At 66.1% G+C, this 17,552-nt stretch carries 11 protein-coding genes and 3 rRNA genes; all 14 read right to left on the bottom strand.

The window, feature by feature from the left end:
• Positions 1-13: 13 nt before the first annotated feature.
• Positions 14-583: an NUDIX domain-containing protein gene (locus OVA21_RS06155; RefSeq protein ID WP_067715746.1), complete on the bottom strand. Its 570-nt coding sequence runs from the start codon at positions 581-583 to the stop codon at positions 14-16.
• Positions 584-588: 5 nt separating this feature from the next.
• Positions 589-2,418, bottom strand: a complete 1,830-nt coding sequence (locus OVA21_RS06150) for a CTP synthase (protein ID WP_096905554.1) — start codon at positions 2,416-2,418, stop codon at positions 589-591.
• Positions 2,419-2,476: 58 nt separating this feature from the next.
• Complete coding sequence (locus tag OVA21_RS06145; protein WP_254050465.1) at positions 2,477-3,409, bottom strand: copper transporter; 933 nt, start codon at positions 3,407-3,409, stop codon at positions 2,477-2,479.
• A complete protein-coding gene (gene steA / locus OVA21_RS06140; RefSeq protein ID WP_096905555.1) occupies positions 3,406-4,578 on the bottom strand; it encodes a putative cytokinetic ring protein SteA in 1,173 nt (390 codons plus the stop codon). Before steA ends, OVA21_RS06145 begins: the two co-directional genes overlap by 4 nt.
• Positions 4,579-4,636: 58 nt before the next feature.
• Positions 4,637-6,382 (bottom strand): DNA repair protein RecN, encoded by a 1,746-nt coding sequence (recN, locus tag OVA21_RS06135; RefSeq protein WP_096905556.1) that lies wholly within the window; start codon positions 6,380-6,382, stop codon positions 4,637-4,639.
• Positions 6,383-6,391: 9 nt separating this feature from the next.
• Positions 6,392-7,321, bottom strand: coding sequence for an NAD kinase (locus tag OVA21_RS06130; protein ID WP_096905557.1), 930 nt, complete (start codon positions 7,319-7,321; stop codon positions 6,392-6,394).
• Positions 7,318-8,139 carry a TlyA family RNA methyltransferase gene (locus OVA21_RS06125; RefSeq protein WP_067715729.1) on the bottom strand — a complete coding sequence of 274 codons (822 nt, stop codon included), beginning with the start codon at positions 8,137-8,139 and terminating at the stop codon, positions 7,318-7,320. The genes OVA21_RS06130 and OVA21_RS06125 overlap by 4 nt, the downstream gene beginning before the upstream one ends.
• Positions 8,139-8,351, bottom strand: a complete 213-nt coding sequence (locus tag OVA21_RS06120; RefSeq protein WP_067715725.1) for a hypothetical protein — start codon at positions 8,349-8,351, stop codon at positions 8,139-8,141. Before OVA21_RS06120 ends, OVA21_RS06125 begins: the two co-directional genes overlap by 1 nt.
• 10 nt (positions 8,352-8,361) lie before the next feature.
• Positions 8,362-9,360, bottom strand: coding sequence for an HAD-IIA family hydrolase (locus OVA21_RS06115; RefSeq protein ID WP_069390227.1), 999 nt, complete (start codon positions 9,358-9,360; stop codon positions 8,362-8,364).
• 5 nt (positions 9,361-9,365) lie between these two features.
• Positions 9,366-10,451 carry a hypothetical protein gene (locus tag OVA21_RS06110; protein WP_216637687.1) on the bottom strand — a complete coding sequence of 362 codons (1,086 nt, stop codon included), beginning with the start codon at positions 10,449-10,451 and terminating at the stop codon, positions 9,366-9,368.
• Between the two features lie 108 nt (positions 10,452-10,559).
• Positions 10,560-10,676: ribosomal RNA gene (gene rrf / locus OVA21_RS06105) — 5S ribosomal RNA — on the bottom strand.
• Between the two features lie 87 nt (positions 10,677-10,763).
• Positions 10,764-13,861: ribosomal RNA gene (locus OVA21_RS06100) — 23S ribosomal RNA — on the bottom strand.
• 345 nt (positions 13,862-14,206) lie between these two features.
• Positions 14,207-15,723, bottom strand: a 16S ribosomal RNA gene (locus OVA21_RS06095).
• The 16S, 23S and 5S rRNA genes sit together here, the layout of an rRNA operon.
• 546 nt (positions 15,724-16,269) lie before the next feature.
• On the bottom strand, positions 16,270-17,550 hold the full coding sequence (gene tyrS / locus OVA21_RS06090) for a tyrosine--tRNA ligase (RefSeq protein WP_182608983.1): 1,281 nt from the start codon (positions 17,548-17,550) through the stop codon (positions 16,270-16,272).
• Positions 17,551-17,552 lie beyond the last annotated feature (2 nt).

Genomic DNA, 17,552 nt, shown 5'->3' with positions numbered 1-17,552 from the left:
GGGTCCGATCCCGTCAGGACCGGTCGATCACCGAGTGGGCCGCGAGGATGCCGGCCACGGCGATACCGTTGACGATCCGGCCGTCCAGCACGGCGTCGACGGCCTCGGCGAACGGCATGCGCGCGACCTCCATGTCCGCCTCCTCGTGCTCCGCCTCCGGGCGCTCGACCTGCCGGAGTCCGGTGGCCAGGTACACGTGGACGCGCTCCGTGCAGAACCCCGGGGACGGGATCATCTCGATCACCGGGCGCCAGTGCTCGGCCTCGAGACCGGTCTCCTCGGCGAGCTCACGGCGCGCGGTCGCCAAGGGCTCCTCGCCGTCGACGTCGCACAGCCCTGCGGGCAGTTCCCAGAGTCGCTCCCCCACGGCGTGCCGGTACTGCCGGACGAGGGTGATCCGGTCGTCGTCGTCGAGGGCGATCACCGCGACGGCGTCGTCGTGCCCGCAGATCTCCCGGTCGGCGGTGCCCCCGCCCGGCATGGTCAGGGTGTCCACACGCAGCCGCACGACGCGGCCGTCGAAGATCTCACGGCTCGCGACGGTGCGGTAGTCGTGCGTCCCGGGGGCACCGCGCTCGGACACGCCGGTCAGCTCCCGTCCGCGCGGGGGTCGGAGGCCGTCTCGGTGTCCACCTCGTCGGCACGGACGCTGGACGTCTTGGCGTCCGGCGCGTCCACCGTCTCCGGAGTGGAGCCCCCGCCCTGACCGGAGCGCCACGGTTCGACGGGCAGCCGCATCTCGTTCTCGTAGTCCAGCGCGGCCTTGATGAACGCGACGAACAACGGGTGGGGGCGGGTCGGACGCGACTTGTACTCCGGGTGAGCCTGGGTGGCGACGAAGAACGGGTGATGCTCGCGCGGGTACTCGACGAACTCGACCAGGTGCCCGTCCGGGGAGGTCCCCGAGAACTGCAGGCCGGACTCGGCGATCCTGTCGCGGTAGGCGTTGTTGACCTCGTAGCGGTGGCGGTGGCGTTCGGTGATCTCGGTGGACCCGTACGCCTCGGCCACGACCGAGCCGTTGGTGAGCGTGGCCGGGTAGGAGCCCAGACGCATGGTGCCGCCGAGGTCGGCGTTGCCGGCGACCGCGTCCACCTGATCGGCCATGGTCGAGATGACCGGGTGCTCGGCATCGGGGTCGAACTCGGTGGAGGAGGCGCCCTCGAGCCCGACCGAGCGGGCAGCCTCGATCACCGAGCACTGGAGACCGAGGCACAGCCCGAGCAGCGGGATGCGGTTCTTGCGGGACCACGAGATGGCGCCGAGCTTGCCCTCGATCCCCCGGATACCGAACCCGCCGGGGATGAGCATGCCGTCCACACCACGGAGCGCCTCGCGTGCGCCGGCCTCGGTGGTGCAGGCATCGGATTCGACCCACCGGATGTTCACCCGGGCGTGGTGCGCGAAGCCGCCGGCGCGCAGTGCCTCGGTGACGGAGAGGTAGGCGTCGGGCAGGTCGATGTACTTGCCCACGAGGGCGATCTCGACCTCCTCGCGCGGCTCGTGGACGCGCTGGAGCAGGTCGCCCCACACGGTCCAGTCCACGTCCCGGAACGGCAGGTTGAGACGCCGGATGACGTGCGTGTCGAGGTGTTCGTTGAACAGCACCTTGGGGATGTCGTAGATGCTCGGGGCGTCCGGGGTCGACACGACGCCCTCGAGGTCCACGTCGCACATCAGGGCGATCTTGGCCTTGAGCCCGTCGGTGACGTCCCGGTCCGACCGCAGGATCAACCCGTCGGGGACGATGCCGATCGAGCGCAGCGCGGCCACCGAGTGTTGCGTGGGCTTGGTCTTGAGCTCACCCGACGGTGCGAGGTACGGGACCAGCGACACGTGCAGGAAGAAGATGTTCTCCCGGCCCACCTCGTGGCGGACCTGCCGGCACGCCTCGAGGAACGGCTGGGACTCGATGTCGCCCACGGTCCCGCCGACCTCGGTGATGACCACGTCGGGGCGACGCCCCTGGTCGTCGGGGTCACCCATCGCGATGATGCGGTCCTTGATGGCGTCGGTGATGTGCGGGATCACCTGCACGGTGTCACCGAGGTATTCGCCGCGGCGCTCCTTGGCGATGACCGCGGAGTACACCTGCCCGGTGGTGACGTTGGCCTTCGCGTCCAGGTCGCGGTCGAGGAACCGCTCGTAGTGGCCGAGATCCAGGTCGGCCTCGGCGCCGTCCTCCGTGACGAACACCTCGCCGTGCTGGAAGGGGTTCATCGTGCCGGGGTCCACGTTGATGTACGGGTCCAGCTTCTGCATGGTCACACGGAGACCGCGGGCGGTGAGCAACTGTCCGAGACTCGAGGCGGTGAGCCCCTTGCCCAGCGACGACGCCACGCCGCCGGTGACGAAGATGTGCTTGGTCTCGGACCGCGATGCGGTTCGGTTCAGTGCCAAGGGGACTCCCGTGTCCATACGCCGGAATGGATGAATGCTGGTGTGGCTCCGGTGCACCCCACGGGGCTTCAGGCTATCACCGCTCCGGCGTCGGGGGGAGCGACGGCGCCGCGGCGGTCGCGTCCGGCCTCAGCCCGTAGTGACCCTGCCCACCGTCGAGCTGCTCCGCCAGCGCCAGCGTCGTCGCCAGACGTCCCGCCTCGGTACCGGCGTCATCGATGGTCGAGACGTCCTCCTCCGCCGAGGACCGCAGGATGCTGACCGCGTCGCGTCCCCCGGAGTCGCCCGTCCGCACCGCGACCACCGCGCCGGCGCCCTCACCGTCGAGGGTGCGGGCCAGGGCGGCGACACGGACCCCTGTCGATTCCTCGTCCCGGGGCCCGGTCACGACCAACGCCAGCTGTCCGGGCCGAAGGGTCCCGGGTTCGTAGCCGATGATCCCCGCATCCGCGAGGGTGGTGAGGACCGTCTCCCGGTCGTCGTCCTCGAGGTGCGGTTCCGCGTCCTCGGCGCGCAGCAGCCCCGCGCGACCGAGCGCCGTGCCCAGCTGGGTACCGAGGTCCGCATCAGCGGCCGGGGCGGTGCCGATGGGCAGGTTCGCGACGAGAGCCTGGAGTTCCGCGTCCGCCTCCGGGTCGACGGCCTTGTCCGTCAGGGTGACGCGGCCGGCGTCGATCCCGCCGGCGGCGTCGATGACCTCGCGCGCCGCGGAGACGTCCTCGTCGGAGGCTCCGGGTGCCACGATCGTCAGGACCGGCCTCCCGTCGAGCCGACCGTCCACGACGGCCGGGGTGAGGTCTCCCGCCAGCGAGTCGAGTCGGTCGACGGCGATCCGCTCCGCGGCCAGATCCTCCTGCGACGCCTCGAGCCGCGCCGCCGTCGTCTCCTCACGCTCGACCACCGCGTCCCTGATGGACGTCGCCACGGACGTCGACCCGAGGACGACCCCCACCGCGAGAGCGAGGAACACGGCCACCAGCGTCAGGACGTGGCGACGCAGAGAGATCAACGGAAGAGCCCCTGGACCCAGAGCGCGAAGGAGTTCCAGGTTTCGACGGCCCAGATGAGCAGGTCCGCGGCGGCGTCGCGGGCCACCACGACCGCGGCCACCGCGATCAGGGCGGCGAGTACGACCAGGGCGAGTCCGATCCCGGCGCCCCGCGACCGGTACAGGGTCGCGCAGGCATCGGCGTGGACCAGGCGGGAGGAGACGGTCGTGTCGACCATCGTGGACGAGGGTGCGGACGAGTCGCGGAACGCGTTCTCGAGCCCCCTGTCGTCGCCGGTCACCACGATCATCTCGGCGCCCCCGTGGTAGGCCAGCAGCAGCGCCATGTCCCTCGCGGTCGCGGCGGCGGGGAATGTCGTGGCCCCCAGTCCGAGCTCTGTGATCTTCTCGAGGCCCTCGGCGCGCCCGTCGCGGTCGGCGGGCACCACCAGGACGGCGCCGTCGGTGAGGACGTCGTCGGACACGTCCGTGGGGGTCGCGACGACGACGTCGGCCGTCAGCCGAGCGGAGCGCAGGAACTCCGCGCCGGCACCCACGCCGACCAACAGCGGTCGGTACTCCCGGATGAACGGCTTGAGTTCGGCGAGCTGGCCGCGCGCGGCCGCGTCACCGGTGACCACAACGACGTGACGGTCGGTGAAGTCGACGTCGATCGACGGGAGGCCCTCGCCGTCCAGCAGCAGCGGGTGCTCGAGGCTGAGGAACTCGGTGGCGTTGGCCAGGTGCGCCAGCGCCGACTCGACGTACCCGCTCTCCGCGGTGTCCACCTCGGCGAGGAGCGTGGCCGAGTCCACCTCGCGGCCGCTCGTGATCTCGTCCTCCGACTTGACCGAGTAGACGACACCGTCGTCGATCCGCACCCGGGTCCCGTCGGCGACCCCGGACAGGTCCGCGTCCTCGATGACCGGGATCGTCGACGCGGCGAGGATCCGGAACGCCGCGCGGGGGAGCATCTCCTCCCCCTGACGGGGCACGTGTACCACTGCCGCCACCCCGGCGTCGACGAGAGCGCGGGCGGTGTCGGCGGGCGCGCGGTTGAGATCGAGCACGGCGACGTCCTTGGCGCCGAGCTTCCTGGGGACCTGTGACCCCACCTCGATCTGGCGGACGGTGCCCACGACACCGGCGAGGTCAGTGGAACGGCGGCTGAGCAGACCCGACATCTTCATGCGCCGAGTATCACGCGTGTGATTCACGTGACCAGGGAGGTCTGCCCGGCGTGTCGGATTAACGGTCGACTTGAGCTTGAGACTTTTCCCGTTGAGCCTTCTCCAGCAACTCCCGCGCATGTGCCAGACCTGTGTCGGTGTCCTCCATACCGGCGAGCATCCGGGCGAGTTCGGTCACCCGATCGGAGTCGGCGACCGCCGTGACCCCGGAGACGACCCCGTCCGATCCCCCGGCGCCGGTGTCCTTGTGCACGACCAGGTGCGTGTCGGCGTACGCCGCGACCTGGGCGAGGTGGGTCACCGCGATGACCTGGTGGGTTCTGGCCAGTCTGGCCAGCCGCTTACCGATGCTCAACGCCGCCCGGCCGCCCACTCCCGCGTCGACCTCGTCGAACACCAGGGTCCCTCCCCCGGATCTCTCGGCCAACACCACCTCGAGCGCGAGCATCACCCTCGACAGCTCGCCTCCCGACGCGCCTCGGCCGAGCGGGACGATGCCCGACGGCCCGTCGAGCGCCAGCTCGACGTCGTCGAGACCCGACTCCGAGGCGCCGTCGAGGCCTTCGCCTGATCGGGTGACCCGGACCACGAGCCGGGCCCCGCCCATCGACAGCTCGGCCAGCTCGGCGGACACCCTCTCCGCGAGATCGTCCCCGGCGGCGCGTCGGATGCGCGTCAGTGTGGCTCCGCGCTCGTCGAGTTCGGCGGCGAGGCGCTCCACGGTGGAACGGAGTTCGGCGACGGCGGAGTCGGAGGTGTCGACCTCACCGAGCCGCGTACGGGCCCTGTCCGCCCACGCGAGCACGTCGTCGACATCGGTGCCGTATTTCCGGGTCAACGCCCTGAGGTCGTGGCGTCGTTCCAATGCCGAGTCGAGGTCCGCCGCGTCGACCGGCAGCTCGGCCAGGTACAGGCCGAGCTCGGTCGCGGCATCTCCGAGCGCCGCGACGGCCTGGCCGATGCTGGTGGCGATCGGGTCGAGCGCCGGGTCACCGGCAGCGGCCAGACGGTGCCGCAACTGGTCGAGGACGCCCACCACCGGCTCGCTGGTCTCGCCGTCACCGGCGAGGACGTCGTGGGCCTGACCCGCGACCTCTCGCAGTTCCTCGGAATCGGTGAGTCGGCGGATGCGGGCGTCGAGTTCGGCCTCCTCCCCCGGCTCGGGCCCCAGGGCATCGATCTCCTCGAGTCCCATCCGCAGCAGGTCGGCTTCCCGGGCCAGCTCACGAGCCCGACCGGTGCGCTCCGCCAGTGAACGCTCGGCGTCCCGCCACAGCCGATAGGTGTCGCGGTAGGCGTCGAGGGCCGCCCGCGCCTCGTCCCCACCGTGGGCGTCGACGGCGTCTCGCTGCCTGTCCGGACGGAGCAGACGCAGCTGATCGTTCTGCCCGTGCACGGCCAGCACCGGCGCGCAGAAGCGGGCGAGGGTCCCGGCGGGGACAGACCTCCCCCCGAGCCTGGCACGCGAACGGCCGTCCGCACCCACCCGGCGTGCGGCGATGACACTGCCGTCCTCGTCGAGTTCGACGTCGGTGTCCTCGAGCAACTCGTCGAGGTCGCGTCGGTCGGCTGCGTCCATGGTGGCCGTCGCGGCCAGGTCGAAGCGCCCTTCGACGAGTGCCTTCTCCGCACCGCGCCGGACACGCCCGGGGTCCGCGCGCCCTCCGGCCAGGAGCCTCAGTCCCGTGACCACCATCGTCTTGCCCGCGCCGGTCTCGCCGGTGAGCACCGACAGCCCGGGCGAGAAATCGGCCACGGCCTCGTCGATGACGCCGAGGCCGCTGATCCGAAGTTCCGTGAGCACGCACCCACCCTAGGTGAGGGGCCGGACAGCGGACCGCCCACGCCACCCGGTGACGGGCAGTTCGAACTTCGTGACCAGTCTGTCGGTGAACGGCGAGTCGTCCAGTCGGACCCACTTGACCGAGCGCGCGCCCCGCACCACCTCGACCCGGCTGCCCGGCGGGACGTCGACGAGGCGTCGTCCGTCCACCACCACCACTGCCGGGCCGGAATGCACCCCGGTCTCCACCGCGACCCTGGAGGAGGGTGCCACGACCATCGGACGGGCGAACAGCGCGTGGGCGTTGTTGGGGACCACGAGGATGGCGTCGAGTTCGGGCCAGACGATCGGCCCGCCGGCCGAGAACGCGTAGGCGGTCGACCCGGTCGGCGTGGAGACCAACATGCCGTCACAGCCGTAGTCACTGACCGGTCGGCCGTCGATCTCCACGGACGCCTCGAGGACGCCCTGCCGGGAGACCTTCTCGATGCTGACTTCGTTAAGTGCCCAGTCCCGGGCCAGGACGGTGTCCCCGTGGATGACGGTGGCCTCCACCGTCATCCGTTCGACCACCCTGTAGTCCTTCGCCGCGATCTGCTCGACGACGCCACTGAGCGAGGAGACCTCCGACTCGGCGAGGAAGCCGATGTGTCCGAGATTGACCCCCAGGATCGGCACGTCCGCGGCGTTGGCGTACTGGCAGGCGCGCAGGAACGTGCCGTCACCACCGAGGACCAGGACGAGTTCACACCCTTCGGCGGCCTCGGGGATGTCAGGGACCGTCTCCACGCCCGCCCCCGTGGCGACGCTCTCGCTGGTGCCCTCCACCATCCGCACCGCGATGCCCCTGGTCGCGCACGCGTCGACCACCTGGGCGACGGTGGCGACGATGTCCTGCCGGGCGACGTTGGGGACGAGCAGGATCCTGCGCGAGTGCACCGGTCCGGGCGTGCCGTTCATTGCGGGCCCTCCTCTACTGCCGTCCGTATGGCCTGCTGCGCCTCGGCGCTCATCTCGAGTCGCTCTCCCGCGCCGACCTTACGGAGGTGGAGGAAGTACTCGACGTTCCCGGACGGGCCGGGGAGCGGGCTGGCGACGCATCCCAGCGGCTCCAGTCCGAGTGCCGCGGCAGCCCGGGCGACACCGGTGACCGCCTCGATCCGCAGTGCCGGGTCGCGCACCACACCGCCCTGGCCGACACGCTCGCGGCCCACCTCGAACTGGGGCTTGACCATCGGCAACAGGTCGCCTCCCGGGCGCACGCACGCTGCGAGCGCGGGCAGGACGAGTGCGAGCGAGATGAACGACAGGTCGGAGACCACGAGGTCCACCGGGCCACCGATGTCGTCCGGGGTCAGGGAGCGGACGTTGGTCTTGTCGTGCACGCCCACGCGCTCGTCGCTGCGCAGGCGCCACACCAACTGTCCGTACCCCACGTCCACCGCCTCGACGCGGGTGGCGCCACGCGAGAGCAGGACATCGGTGAACCCGCCGGTCGACGCGCCTGCGTCGAGACACCGAGCTCCGGAGACCGGCACGTCGGAGAACGCCTCGAGGGCTCCGACCAGTTTGTGGGCTCCGCGGGATGCCCAGTCCGGTTCATCGGAGGCGGTGAGCGCGATCGATGTGGTCGGCTCGACCTGGGTCGCGGGCTTGGTGGCTGCCACCCCGTTGACGATCACGCGCCCGGAATCGATGAGATCACGGGCGCGTTCCCGACTGTCACAGATCTTGCGGCGAACCAGTTCGGCGTCCAGCCGCATCCGCTTCGCGACCATCAGCGCCGACTGTCCAGCGCCGTCAGCGCCAGCGCGAGGAGCTCGTGGGCGGCGTCGAGGGCGGCCACCTGGTCGTCCCGGACAGATGAGCCGTCCGGTCCAGCGCCCTGGCCCCCGACGGAATCGGCGAGCAGATCGTCGAACGTCGAGCGGAGTTCGTCGGTGTCGGGGCCCGCGGGCCCGGGGCGTGGCTGTGGTCCGGGGGTCGTCACGGCCTACACGCTAGCCGACGCCGAGGCCTGCACCCGCCAGCCGGGATCGCAGGCCCTCGTCGGCCGCCCGGAATGCCTTCGACTCGTGACGCCACGCCAGTCTGACCACCGCACGGGCGAGATCGAGCCGATCGAGCGCCTCCGGCGCGCTGGTCAGGTGCAGGGCACCGTTCTCGACCGTTCCGTCCAACTCCACTGCGGCGTCGATCCGGCTGGCCTCCGCCGAGGCAGACAGTGCGGAGAGATCGTCCGCCAGGTAGGTGGCCCGGCTGTCGGGATCCGCGACCAGGAGATCGTCGACGCCGTGGACGCCGGTCAGCACCATGAGCGACGGCATCCCGGCGGCGACCGCACCCTGGATGTCCGTATCGAGGCGGTCACCGATGACCAGCGGGCGGGTGGAACCGACCAGATCCGCGGCGGCGGTCAACACGCCGGCGGCCGGTTTGCCCGCGACCAGGGGCTCGCGATCGGTCGCCGCACGGAGGGCGGCGACCAGGGACCCGTTCCCGGGGAGCAGGCCTCGTTCGGTGGGCAACGTGGCGTCCACGTTGGACGCGACCCAGGGCACACCCCGACGGATCGCCAGACATCCCTCGGCCAGATCCGACCAGGTCAGTTCCCGGGACAGTCCCTGCAGGACGATCTCCGGATCGTCGTCGGCGGACAGGACGACCTCGTACCCGGCCTGCCGGGCGAGGTCGCGGAAACTGTCGTGTCCCACCACCAGGACCCTGGCACCGGGATCGGCATGGTCCGCAGCCATCACCACCGCGGCCTGCGCGCTGGTCATGACGTCGTCGGCGCCGGCGGAGAAGCCGAGCGACCGAAGGTGGTCGGCGGTGTCCCCGGGCGAGCGGCTCGCGTTGTTCGTCACGTAGACCACGGGGAGCCCCGCGTTCGCGAGCGCCTCCGCGGCCCCCGGGATCGGCTGGCTACCGCGGATGAGAGTGCCGTCGAGATCGACGAGTAGGGCGTCGTGCCGTGCGGCCAGCGAAAGGGAGCTCAACTGACCTACGCCTCGAGCTCCGCGAGACGCGCCTCCGCGTCGGTGGTCTGCTCGGGGTCCGCGGTGACGGCGTGACCGAACCAGTCGGCCGCCTCCCTCTTGCGATCGGCGACGAGCAGCACCTCGGCGTAGGCGTAGTCGAGACGCGCCGCGGACTCACCGCGCGCGTCCTTGTCGAGGCCGGCGTCCTGGAGGGTCACCAGGGCCGCGTCCAACTGGCCCATGTCCACCCGGGCACCGGCCTCCACGATGCGGAGTTCGATGAGCTCGTCACCTTCGAGCAACCGGGATTCCTCTCCACGGGCCAGTTCGATGGCACGTTGGGGCCTCTCGAGGCCTCGTTCGCAATCGGCCATCATCGCCAGCAGGCCCGGCCCGCCGGAGATCCGGCGGGCCGCCCGGAGTTCGCTCAACGCTTCCGACCATTCGCCGGCGCGGTACGCCAACACACCGAGGGTCTCCCGGACGACACCGATGCGCCCGGCCCTGTTCTTGGCCGCGCGACCGTGCGCGAGCGCGAGCTGCGGGTCTTCGTCGACGAGGTACATCGCCGCCACCATGTGCTTGGCCACGGACTCGGCGTTGGACTTGTCCAGACTGCGCAGGTCCCGACGGATCTCGAGGTCGAGGTCGGCGGCCTCGATGTCATCGGGGAGCTGCGGCTCGTCAGCTCTGGCCGCCTGGCGTGCCTCCTGACCGGGACGACCTTCCGATCTACGGTCGTCTCCGGTACGGCCACCCCGCCGGGCTCCGCCCGGGGCGCCGGCTCCGCGTCGGTCTCCGCCGTCGCGTCGATTTCCGCCGCCGCGACCGCCGACGGGGGCCCGCCGGGGACCGCTTCCCCCGTCAGAGGCGGCACCGCGGCGTGCGGTGTCGTCGCCGGCGGAACGCGGACGTGCATCCTGTCGATCGGCCTGCTTCGCACCGTCCGACCGGCCTGTCTCCGAGCCGTCGTACCGCTTTCCGCGACGCTCGCCGTACGAGCTGTTGTCTCTCCGACGCTCCTGTGGCACCCGATCTCCCCGGCGGGGTACGTCGCGGTCGCCGCGTCGGGGCGAGCGGTCGGTGTTCTCGGACCGAGGTTCGTTCACGTCGTTCACCTTACGTGCGCCGGGCAGACCGGCACTGGAGTGGGTAGAAGGGTACAAATGCGACCAGCGGGAGGAACATATAGTCCCTCCCGCTGGTCATGAAGTTGTGTTCGGCGGTGACCTACTCTCCCACACCCTCACGAGTGCAGTACCATCGGCGCTGGCAGGCTTAGCTTCCGGGTTCGGAATGGGACCGGGCGTTTCCCTGCCGCTATGGCCGCCGTAACTCTGCGAAACAAGGCCCACGCTTTGGGCGTGGGTGTGTTGTTTCAGATACTGCACAGTGGACGCGTTCAAACTTTAGGGCTGTTTGTGTGTAAGCCCTCGGCCGATTAGTACCGGTCACCTGCACACATTGCTGCGCTTCCAGTTCCGGCCTATCAACCCCATGGTCTGTGGGGGGCCTTAACCACGCGAAGGTGGTGAGAAACCTCATCTTGGAACAGGCTTCCCGCTTAGATGCTTTCAGCGGTTATCCCTTCCGAACGTAGCTAACCAGCGATGCTCCTGGTGGAACAACTGGCACACCAGAGGTTCGTCCGTCCCGGTCCTCTCGTACTAGGGACAGCCTTCCTCAAGTTTCTTACGCGCGCGGCGGATAGAGACCGAACTGTCTCACGACGTTCTAAACCCAGCTCGCGTGCCGCTTTAATGGGCGAACAGCCCAACCCTTGGGACCTACTCCAGCCCCAGGATGCGACGAGCCGACATCGAGGTGCCAAACCATCCCGTCGATATGGACTCTTGGGGAAGATCAGCCTGTTATCCCCGGGGGTACCTTTTATCCGTTGAGCGACACCGCTTCCACTTGCCGGTGCCGGATCACTAGTCCCGACTTTCGTCCCTGCTCGACGTGTCAGTCTCACAGTCAAGCTCCCTTGTGCACTTGCACTCAACACCTGATTGCCATCCAGGCTGAGGGAACCTTTGGGCGCCTCCGTTACTCTTTAGGAGGCAACCGCCCCAGTTAAACTACCCACCAGGCACTGTCCCTAACCCAGATCATGGGCCGAGGTTAGACGTCCAATACGATCAGAGTGGTATTTCAACAACGACTCCACACACACTGGCGTGCATGCTTCACAGTCTCCCACCTATCCTACACAAACCGAATCGAACGCCAATACCAAGCTATAGTAAAGGTCCCGGGGTCTTTTCGTCCTGCCGCGCGTAACGAGCATCTTTACTCGTAGTGCAATTTCGCCGAGTCTGTGGTCGAGACAGCAGAGAAGTCGTTACGCCATTCGTGCAGGTCGGAACTTACCCGACAAGGAATTTCGCTACCTTAGGATGGTTATAGTTACCACCGCCGTTTACTGGGGCTTAAATTCTCAGCTTCGCCTTGCGGCTAACCGGTCCTCTTAACCTTCCAGCACCGGGCAGGCGTCAGTCCGTATACATCGACTTACGTCTTCGCACGGACCTGTGTTTTTAATAAACAGTCGCTTCTCTCTGGTCTCTGCGACCACCCCCAGCTCAGATCGCAAGGATCGTCACCGGGCGTGGTCCCCCTTCTCCCGAAGTTACGGGGGCATTTTGCCGAGTTCCTTAACCACAGTTCTCTCGATCGCCTTGGTATTCTCTACCTGATCACCTGTGTCGGTTTGGGGTACGGGCCGTGTATGAACTCACTAGAGGCTTTTCTCGGCAGCATAGGATCACTGAATTCCCCACAACGGGTATGCATCAAGTCTCAGCCTTGATGTGACACGGATTTGCCTATGTCACGGCCTACACTCTTACACCAGTACAACCACTGACTGGCCCAGCTACCTTCCTGCGTCACCCCATCGCTTGGCTACTACCAGTTCAGGTCCCGCGCATCCGGTCCACGTCATCCCGAAGGATGCTCTAGAACGTTCAGGGCGGTTAGTATCACTGATTCACCATGGGCGCGCACACACGGGTACGGGAATATCAACCCGTTGTCCATCGACTACGCCTGTCGGCCTCGCCTTAGGTCCCGACTCACCCTGGGCAGATTAGCTTGACCCAGGAACCCTTGATCATTCGGCGGACGAGTTTCTCACTCGTCATTCGCTACTCATGCCTGCATTCTCACTCGTGTGGCCTCCACGCCTGGATCACTCCGGCGCTTCTATGGCCACACGACGCTCCCCTACCCATCCATACACCTGCCCGGAGGAGGTTATTGTATGAATGCCGCGGCTTCGGCGGTGTACTTGAGCCCCGCTAAATTGTCGGCGCAGGACCACTTGACCAGTGAGCTATTACGCACTCTTTCAAGGGTGGCTGCTTCTAAGCCAACCTCCTGGCTGTCTCAGCGATCCCACATCCTTTTCCACTTAGTACACGCTTAGGGGCCTTAGCCGGCGATCTGGGCTGTTTCCCTCTCGACTATGAAGCTTATCCCCCACAGTCTCACTGCCGCACTCTCACACCTCGGCATTCGGAGTTTGGCTGACGTCAGTAACCTTGTAGGGCCCATCGGCCATCCAGTAGCTCTACCTCCGAGGTGAAACATGCGACGCTGCACCTAAATGCATTTCGGGGAGAACCAGCTATCACGGAGTTTGATTGGCCTTTCACCCCTACCCACAACTCATCCCCTCAGTTTTCAACCTAAGTGGGTTCGCGCCTCCACGACGTCTTACCGTCGCTTCACACTGGCCATGGGTAGATCACTCCGCTTCGGGTCTAGAGCATGCCACTACAGTCGCCCTATTAGGACTCGCTTTCGCTACGGCTTCCCCACACGGGTTAACCTCGCGACATACCACTAACTCGCAGGCTCATTCTTCAAAAGGCACGCCATCAGCTTATGAGCCTCTGACGGATTGTAAGCACACGGTTTCAGGTACTATTTCACTCCCCTCCCGGGGTACTTTTCACCATTCCCTCACGGTACTAATCCGCTATCGGTCACCAAGAAGTATTTAGGCTTACCGGGTGGTCCCGGCAGATTCACAGCAGATTTCACGGGCCCGCTGCTACTTGGGAACACAAATCGCCCCGCCGCAAGGTTTTCAGGTACGGGACTCTCACCCTCTCCGGCCGACCCTTCCAAGTCGTTCCCCTAACCCGCGATCAATCAGCGCCCGGTCCGGCAGAACCGGGACATCATGCCCCACAACACCACACACGCAACCCCTGCCGGGTATCACACGCATGCGGTTTAGCCTGATCCGCGTTCGCTCGCCGCTACTGACGGAATCACTATTGTTTTCTCTTCCTGCGGGTACTGAGATGTTTCACTTCCCCGCGTTCCCTCCACACACCCTATGTATTCAGATGCGGGTAACACGCCATCACGCGTGCTGGGTTTCCCCATTCGGACACCCTCGGATCACAGCTCGTTTGGCAGCTCCCCGAGGCTTATCGCAGCCTACTACGTCCTTCATCGGCTCTTGGTGCCAAGGCATCCACCGTGTGCTCTTACACACTTACATTCACAAACAATTAAAGATGCTCGCGTCCACTGTGCAGTTCTCAAACAACACACACCAACCCCACCCACACCCACAGACCCGCAAAGGCCCGCAACAGATGTCTCGGGAATCAGTGCCATCAGAAACAACCAAACCCGAAGGCTCGATGGTGTTGTTTCAGACACCCAACAGTGTGTTTCGTCCGGACCACGCTAACGCCGGCACCAGATCCTGCAATCTGATACCGCCGATCACGGCGAGTCCTACGCGATAGTGTTCCACCCAATGAGCCACAGAGCGCGCCACATTCGGACGCGAACCCTGCGCAAACTCTGACCACACCAAAGCGTGGTGAGTGCTCCTTAGAAAGGAGGTGATCCAGCCGCACCTTCCGGTACGGCTACCTTGTTACGACTTCGTCCCAATCGCCGATCCCACCTTCGACGGCTCCCTCCACAAGGGTTAGGCCACCGGCTTCGGGTGTTACCGACTTTCATGACGTGACGGGCGGTGTGTACAAGGCCCGGGAACGTATTCACCGCAGCGTTGCTGATCTGCGATTACTAGCGACTCCGACTTCATGGGGTCGAGTTGCAGACCCCAATCCGAACTGAGACCAGCTTTAAGGGATTCGCTCCACCTCGCGGTATCGCAGCCCTCTGTACTAGCCATTGTAGCATGTGTGAAGCCCTAGACATAAGGGGCATGATGATTTGACGTCATCCCCACCTTCCTCCGAGTTGACCCCGGCAGTCTCTCACGAGTCCCCACCATTACGTGCTGGCAACATGAGACAGGGGTTGCGCTCGTTGCGGGACTTAACCCAACATCTCACGACACGAGCTGACGACAACCATGCACCACCTGTATACAAGCCACAAGGGAAACGACATCTCTGCCGTCGTCCTGTATATGTCAAGCCTAGGTAAGGTTCTTCGCGTTGCATCGAATTAATCCACATGCTCCGCCGCTTGTGCGGGCCCCCGTCAATTCCTTTGAGTTTTAGCCTTGCGGCCGTACTCCCCAGGCGGGGCGCTTAATGCGTTAGCTACGGCACGGAGTCCGTGGAAGGACCCCACACCTAGCGCCCACCGTTTACGGCATGGACTACCAGGGTATCTAATCCTGTTCGCTACCCATGCTTTCGCTCCTCAGCGTCAGTTACTACCCAGAGACCCGCCTTCGCCACCGGTGTTCCTCCTGATATCTGCGCATTTCACCGCTACACCAGGAATTCCAGTCTCCCCTGTAGTACTCAAGTCTGCCCGTATCGCCTGCACGCCCCCGGTTAAGCCGAGGGATTTCACAGACGACGTGACAAACCGCCTACGAGCTCTTTACGCCCAGTAATTCCGGACAACGCTCGCACCCTACGTATTACCGCGGCTGCTGGCACGTAGTTAGCCGGTGCTTCTTCTGCAGGTACCGTCACTTGCGCTTCGTCCCTACTGAAAGGGGTTTACAATCCGAAGACCGTCATCCCCCACGCGGCGTCGCTGCATCAGGCTTTCGCCCATTGTGCAATATTCCCCACTGCTGCCTCCCGTAGGAGTCTGGGCCGTGTCTCAGTCCCAGTGTGGCCGATCACCCTCTCAGGCCGGCTACCCGTCGTCGCCTTGGTAGGCCATTACCCCACCAACAAGCTGATAGGCCGCGGGCTCATCCTGCACCGAAAAACTTTCCAACCCCCACCATGCGGCAGGAGTTCATATCCGGTATTAGACCCAGTTTCCCAGGCTTATCCCGAAGTGCAGGGCAGATTACCCACGTGTTACTCACCCGTTCGCCACTCGTGTACCCCCGAAGGGGCCCTACCGTTCGACTTGCATGTGTTAAGCACGCCGCCAGCGTTCGTCCTGAGCCAGGATCAAACTCTCCATAAAAGCTTCTCAGCACTACGAAAAGCACAATCCAAGCAAAAACAAACCAAAAACTGGCTGTTCAAACAAAAACGCGACCCCCACGACAGGGATGTGAAAGGGTCGCAACCAAACAAAAAATTTGGCACTATCACAAACAAAACACACTGTTGAGTTCTCAAACAACACCCACACACCGTCTCCACGGGGCTGTTCGCCTCGCTTCACTCGGGGTGATCTCCGCCGCCCTCCCGAGGAGGGCAACTCCACCAGCGTAACAGGTCTGCGTTCCGATTCACAATCCGGTCGCTTTCCCGCCTCGCGGCGCCGCCGCCACTCTCTCGAGGGCAACTTCTCCATCTTAGCTATCTGGTCTCACCGAGTCAAACCGGCGAGATCTTCTTGCTGTTCGGAGCCCGTCTCCTCGGCGTCCCCGGCCTCTCGGCCCGGGCCGCTCTCGGCGACTCCCAATAAGTTACGCAGACGTGAACGGAAACGCAAACCCGCAGCTAGACCTGCAGAAATGCCAAAGGCGCCGGGTTCACCGGCGCCTTCAACGATCTTCCAGACTCAGTTCATCCTGACCCCGGCGAAGTTCTTCTTCCCCCGCCGGAGCACGAGCCATGATCCGTGGAGGAGGTCAGAGGCCGCCGGAGTCCATTCCGGATCCGAGACGCGCTCGTTGTTGACATACGCGCCGCCCTCCCCGATCGCACGCCGCGCCGCCCCCTTGCTGTCGCAGAGACCGGAGGCCACCAGGAGATCGACGATCGTGGCGGGCTCACCCTGCGCGATCTCGACAGCACCGGCATCCTCCAGCGAGGCCGCCAGCGTCGCCTCGTCGAGGCCGGCCAACTCGCCTCTGCCGAAGAGCGCCTGCGCGGCGGCCTGGACGGACTCGGTCGCGGCGACTCCGTGGACCAGGGTTGTCATCTCCTCGGCGAGTCGCTTCTGCGCCGCCCGCATGTGGGGCTTCTCTCGGGTGAGTTCCTCGAGCTCGTCGATCTCCTCCCTACCGAGGAAGGAGAACCACCGCAGGTACCGCACCACATCGGCATCGGCGGTGTTGAGGAAGTACTGGTACCAGGTGTACGGGCTCGTCATCGCGGGATCGAGCCACAGACTCCCGCCTCCGGTCGACTTCCCGAACTTCTTCCCGTCCGACGAGGTCACCAGGGGAACGGTCATCGCGTGCACGGACTCCCCGTCGACCCGCCGGTTCAGATCGACACCGCCGACGATGTTGCCCCACTGATCGGACCCGCCGAGCTGGAGCGTGCACCCCATGTTGCGACGCAGCTGCAGGAAGTCGTTGGCCTGCAGGAGCATGTACGAGAACTCGGTGAAGGAGATCCCCTCTCCCTCCAGCCGGCGCTTGACCGTGTCCCGACCCAGCATCGTGTTCAGCGAGAAGTGCTTGCCGACGTCGCGGAGGAACTCGATCACCGTCATGTGGCCGGTCCACTGCATGTTGTTGACGACCCGCGCGCCAACGGGGCCCTCGGTGAGGTCGACGAACCGCTCGAGCTGACCGGCGATCCGCTCGGTCCACTCCGCCACGGTGTCGGAGGTGTTCATGACCCGCTCCCCCACGTCGCGGGGGTCACCGATCATGCCGGTGGCGCCGCCTGCCAGAACGATCGGCCGGTGTCCGGCCAACTGGAACCGGCGCAGGGTCAGTAGCGGGATGAGGTGACCGGCGTGCAGGCTCGGCCCGGTCGGGTCGAACCCGCAGTAGAGCGACACGGCGCCCTCGTCGAGGTGCGCCCGGAGCGCGTCGAGATCGGTCGACTGGGCGATCAGCCCGCGCCACTGCAGTTCATCGAGGATGTTGTTGGTCACGACGGACATTG

The sequence above is a fragment of the Dietzia sp. SL131 genome (assembly GCF_026672565.1).
GTDB lineage: Bacteria > Actinomycetota > Actinomycetes > Mycobacteriales > Mycobacteriaceae > Dietzia > Dietzia kunjamensis.
The sequence above is the reverse complement of the archived record's forward strand: the minus strand, read 5'-3'. Positions and strand labels throughout refer to the sequence as shown.

Bases quoted from the DNA above. Each gene is read 5' to 3' on its own strand.
- OVA21_RS06150 (WP_096905554.1), bottom strand. From the start codon at position 2,418: ATGGACACGGGAGTCCCCTTGGCACTGAACCGAACCGCATCGCGGTCC.
- steA (WP_096905555.1), bottom strand. From the start codon at position 4,578: ATGAAGATGTCGGGTCTGCTCAGCCGCCGTTCCACTGACCTCGCCGGT.
- OVA21_RS06130 (WP_096905557.1), bottom strand. From the start codon at position 7,321: ATGAACGGCACGCCCGGACCGGTGCACTCGCGCAGGATCCTGCTCGTC.
- OVA21_RS06125 (WP_067715729.1), bottom strand. From the start codon at position 8,139: ATGGTCGCGAAGCGGATGCGGCTGGACGCCGAACTGGTTCGCCGCAAG.
- tyrS (WP_182608983.1), bottom strand. From the start codon at position 17,550: ATGTCCGTCGTGACCAACAACATCCTCGATGAACTGCAGTGGCGCGGG.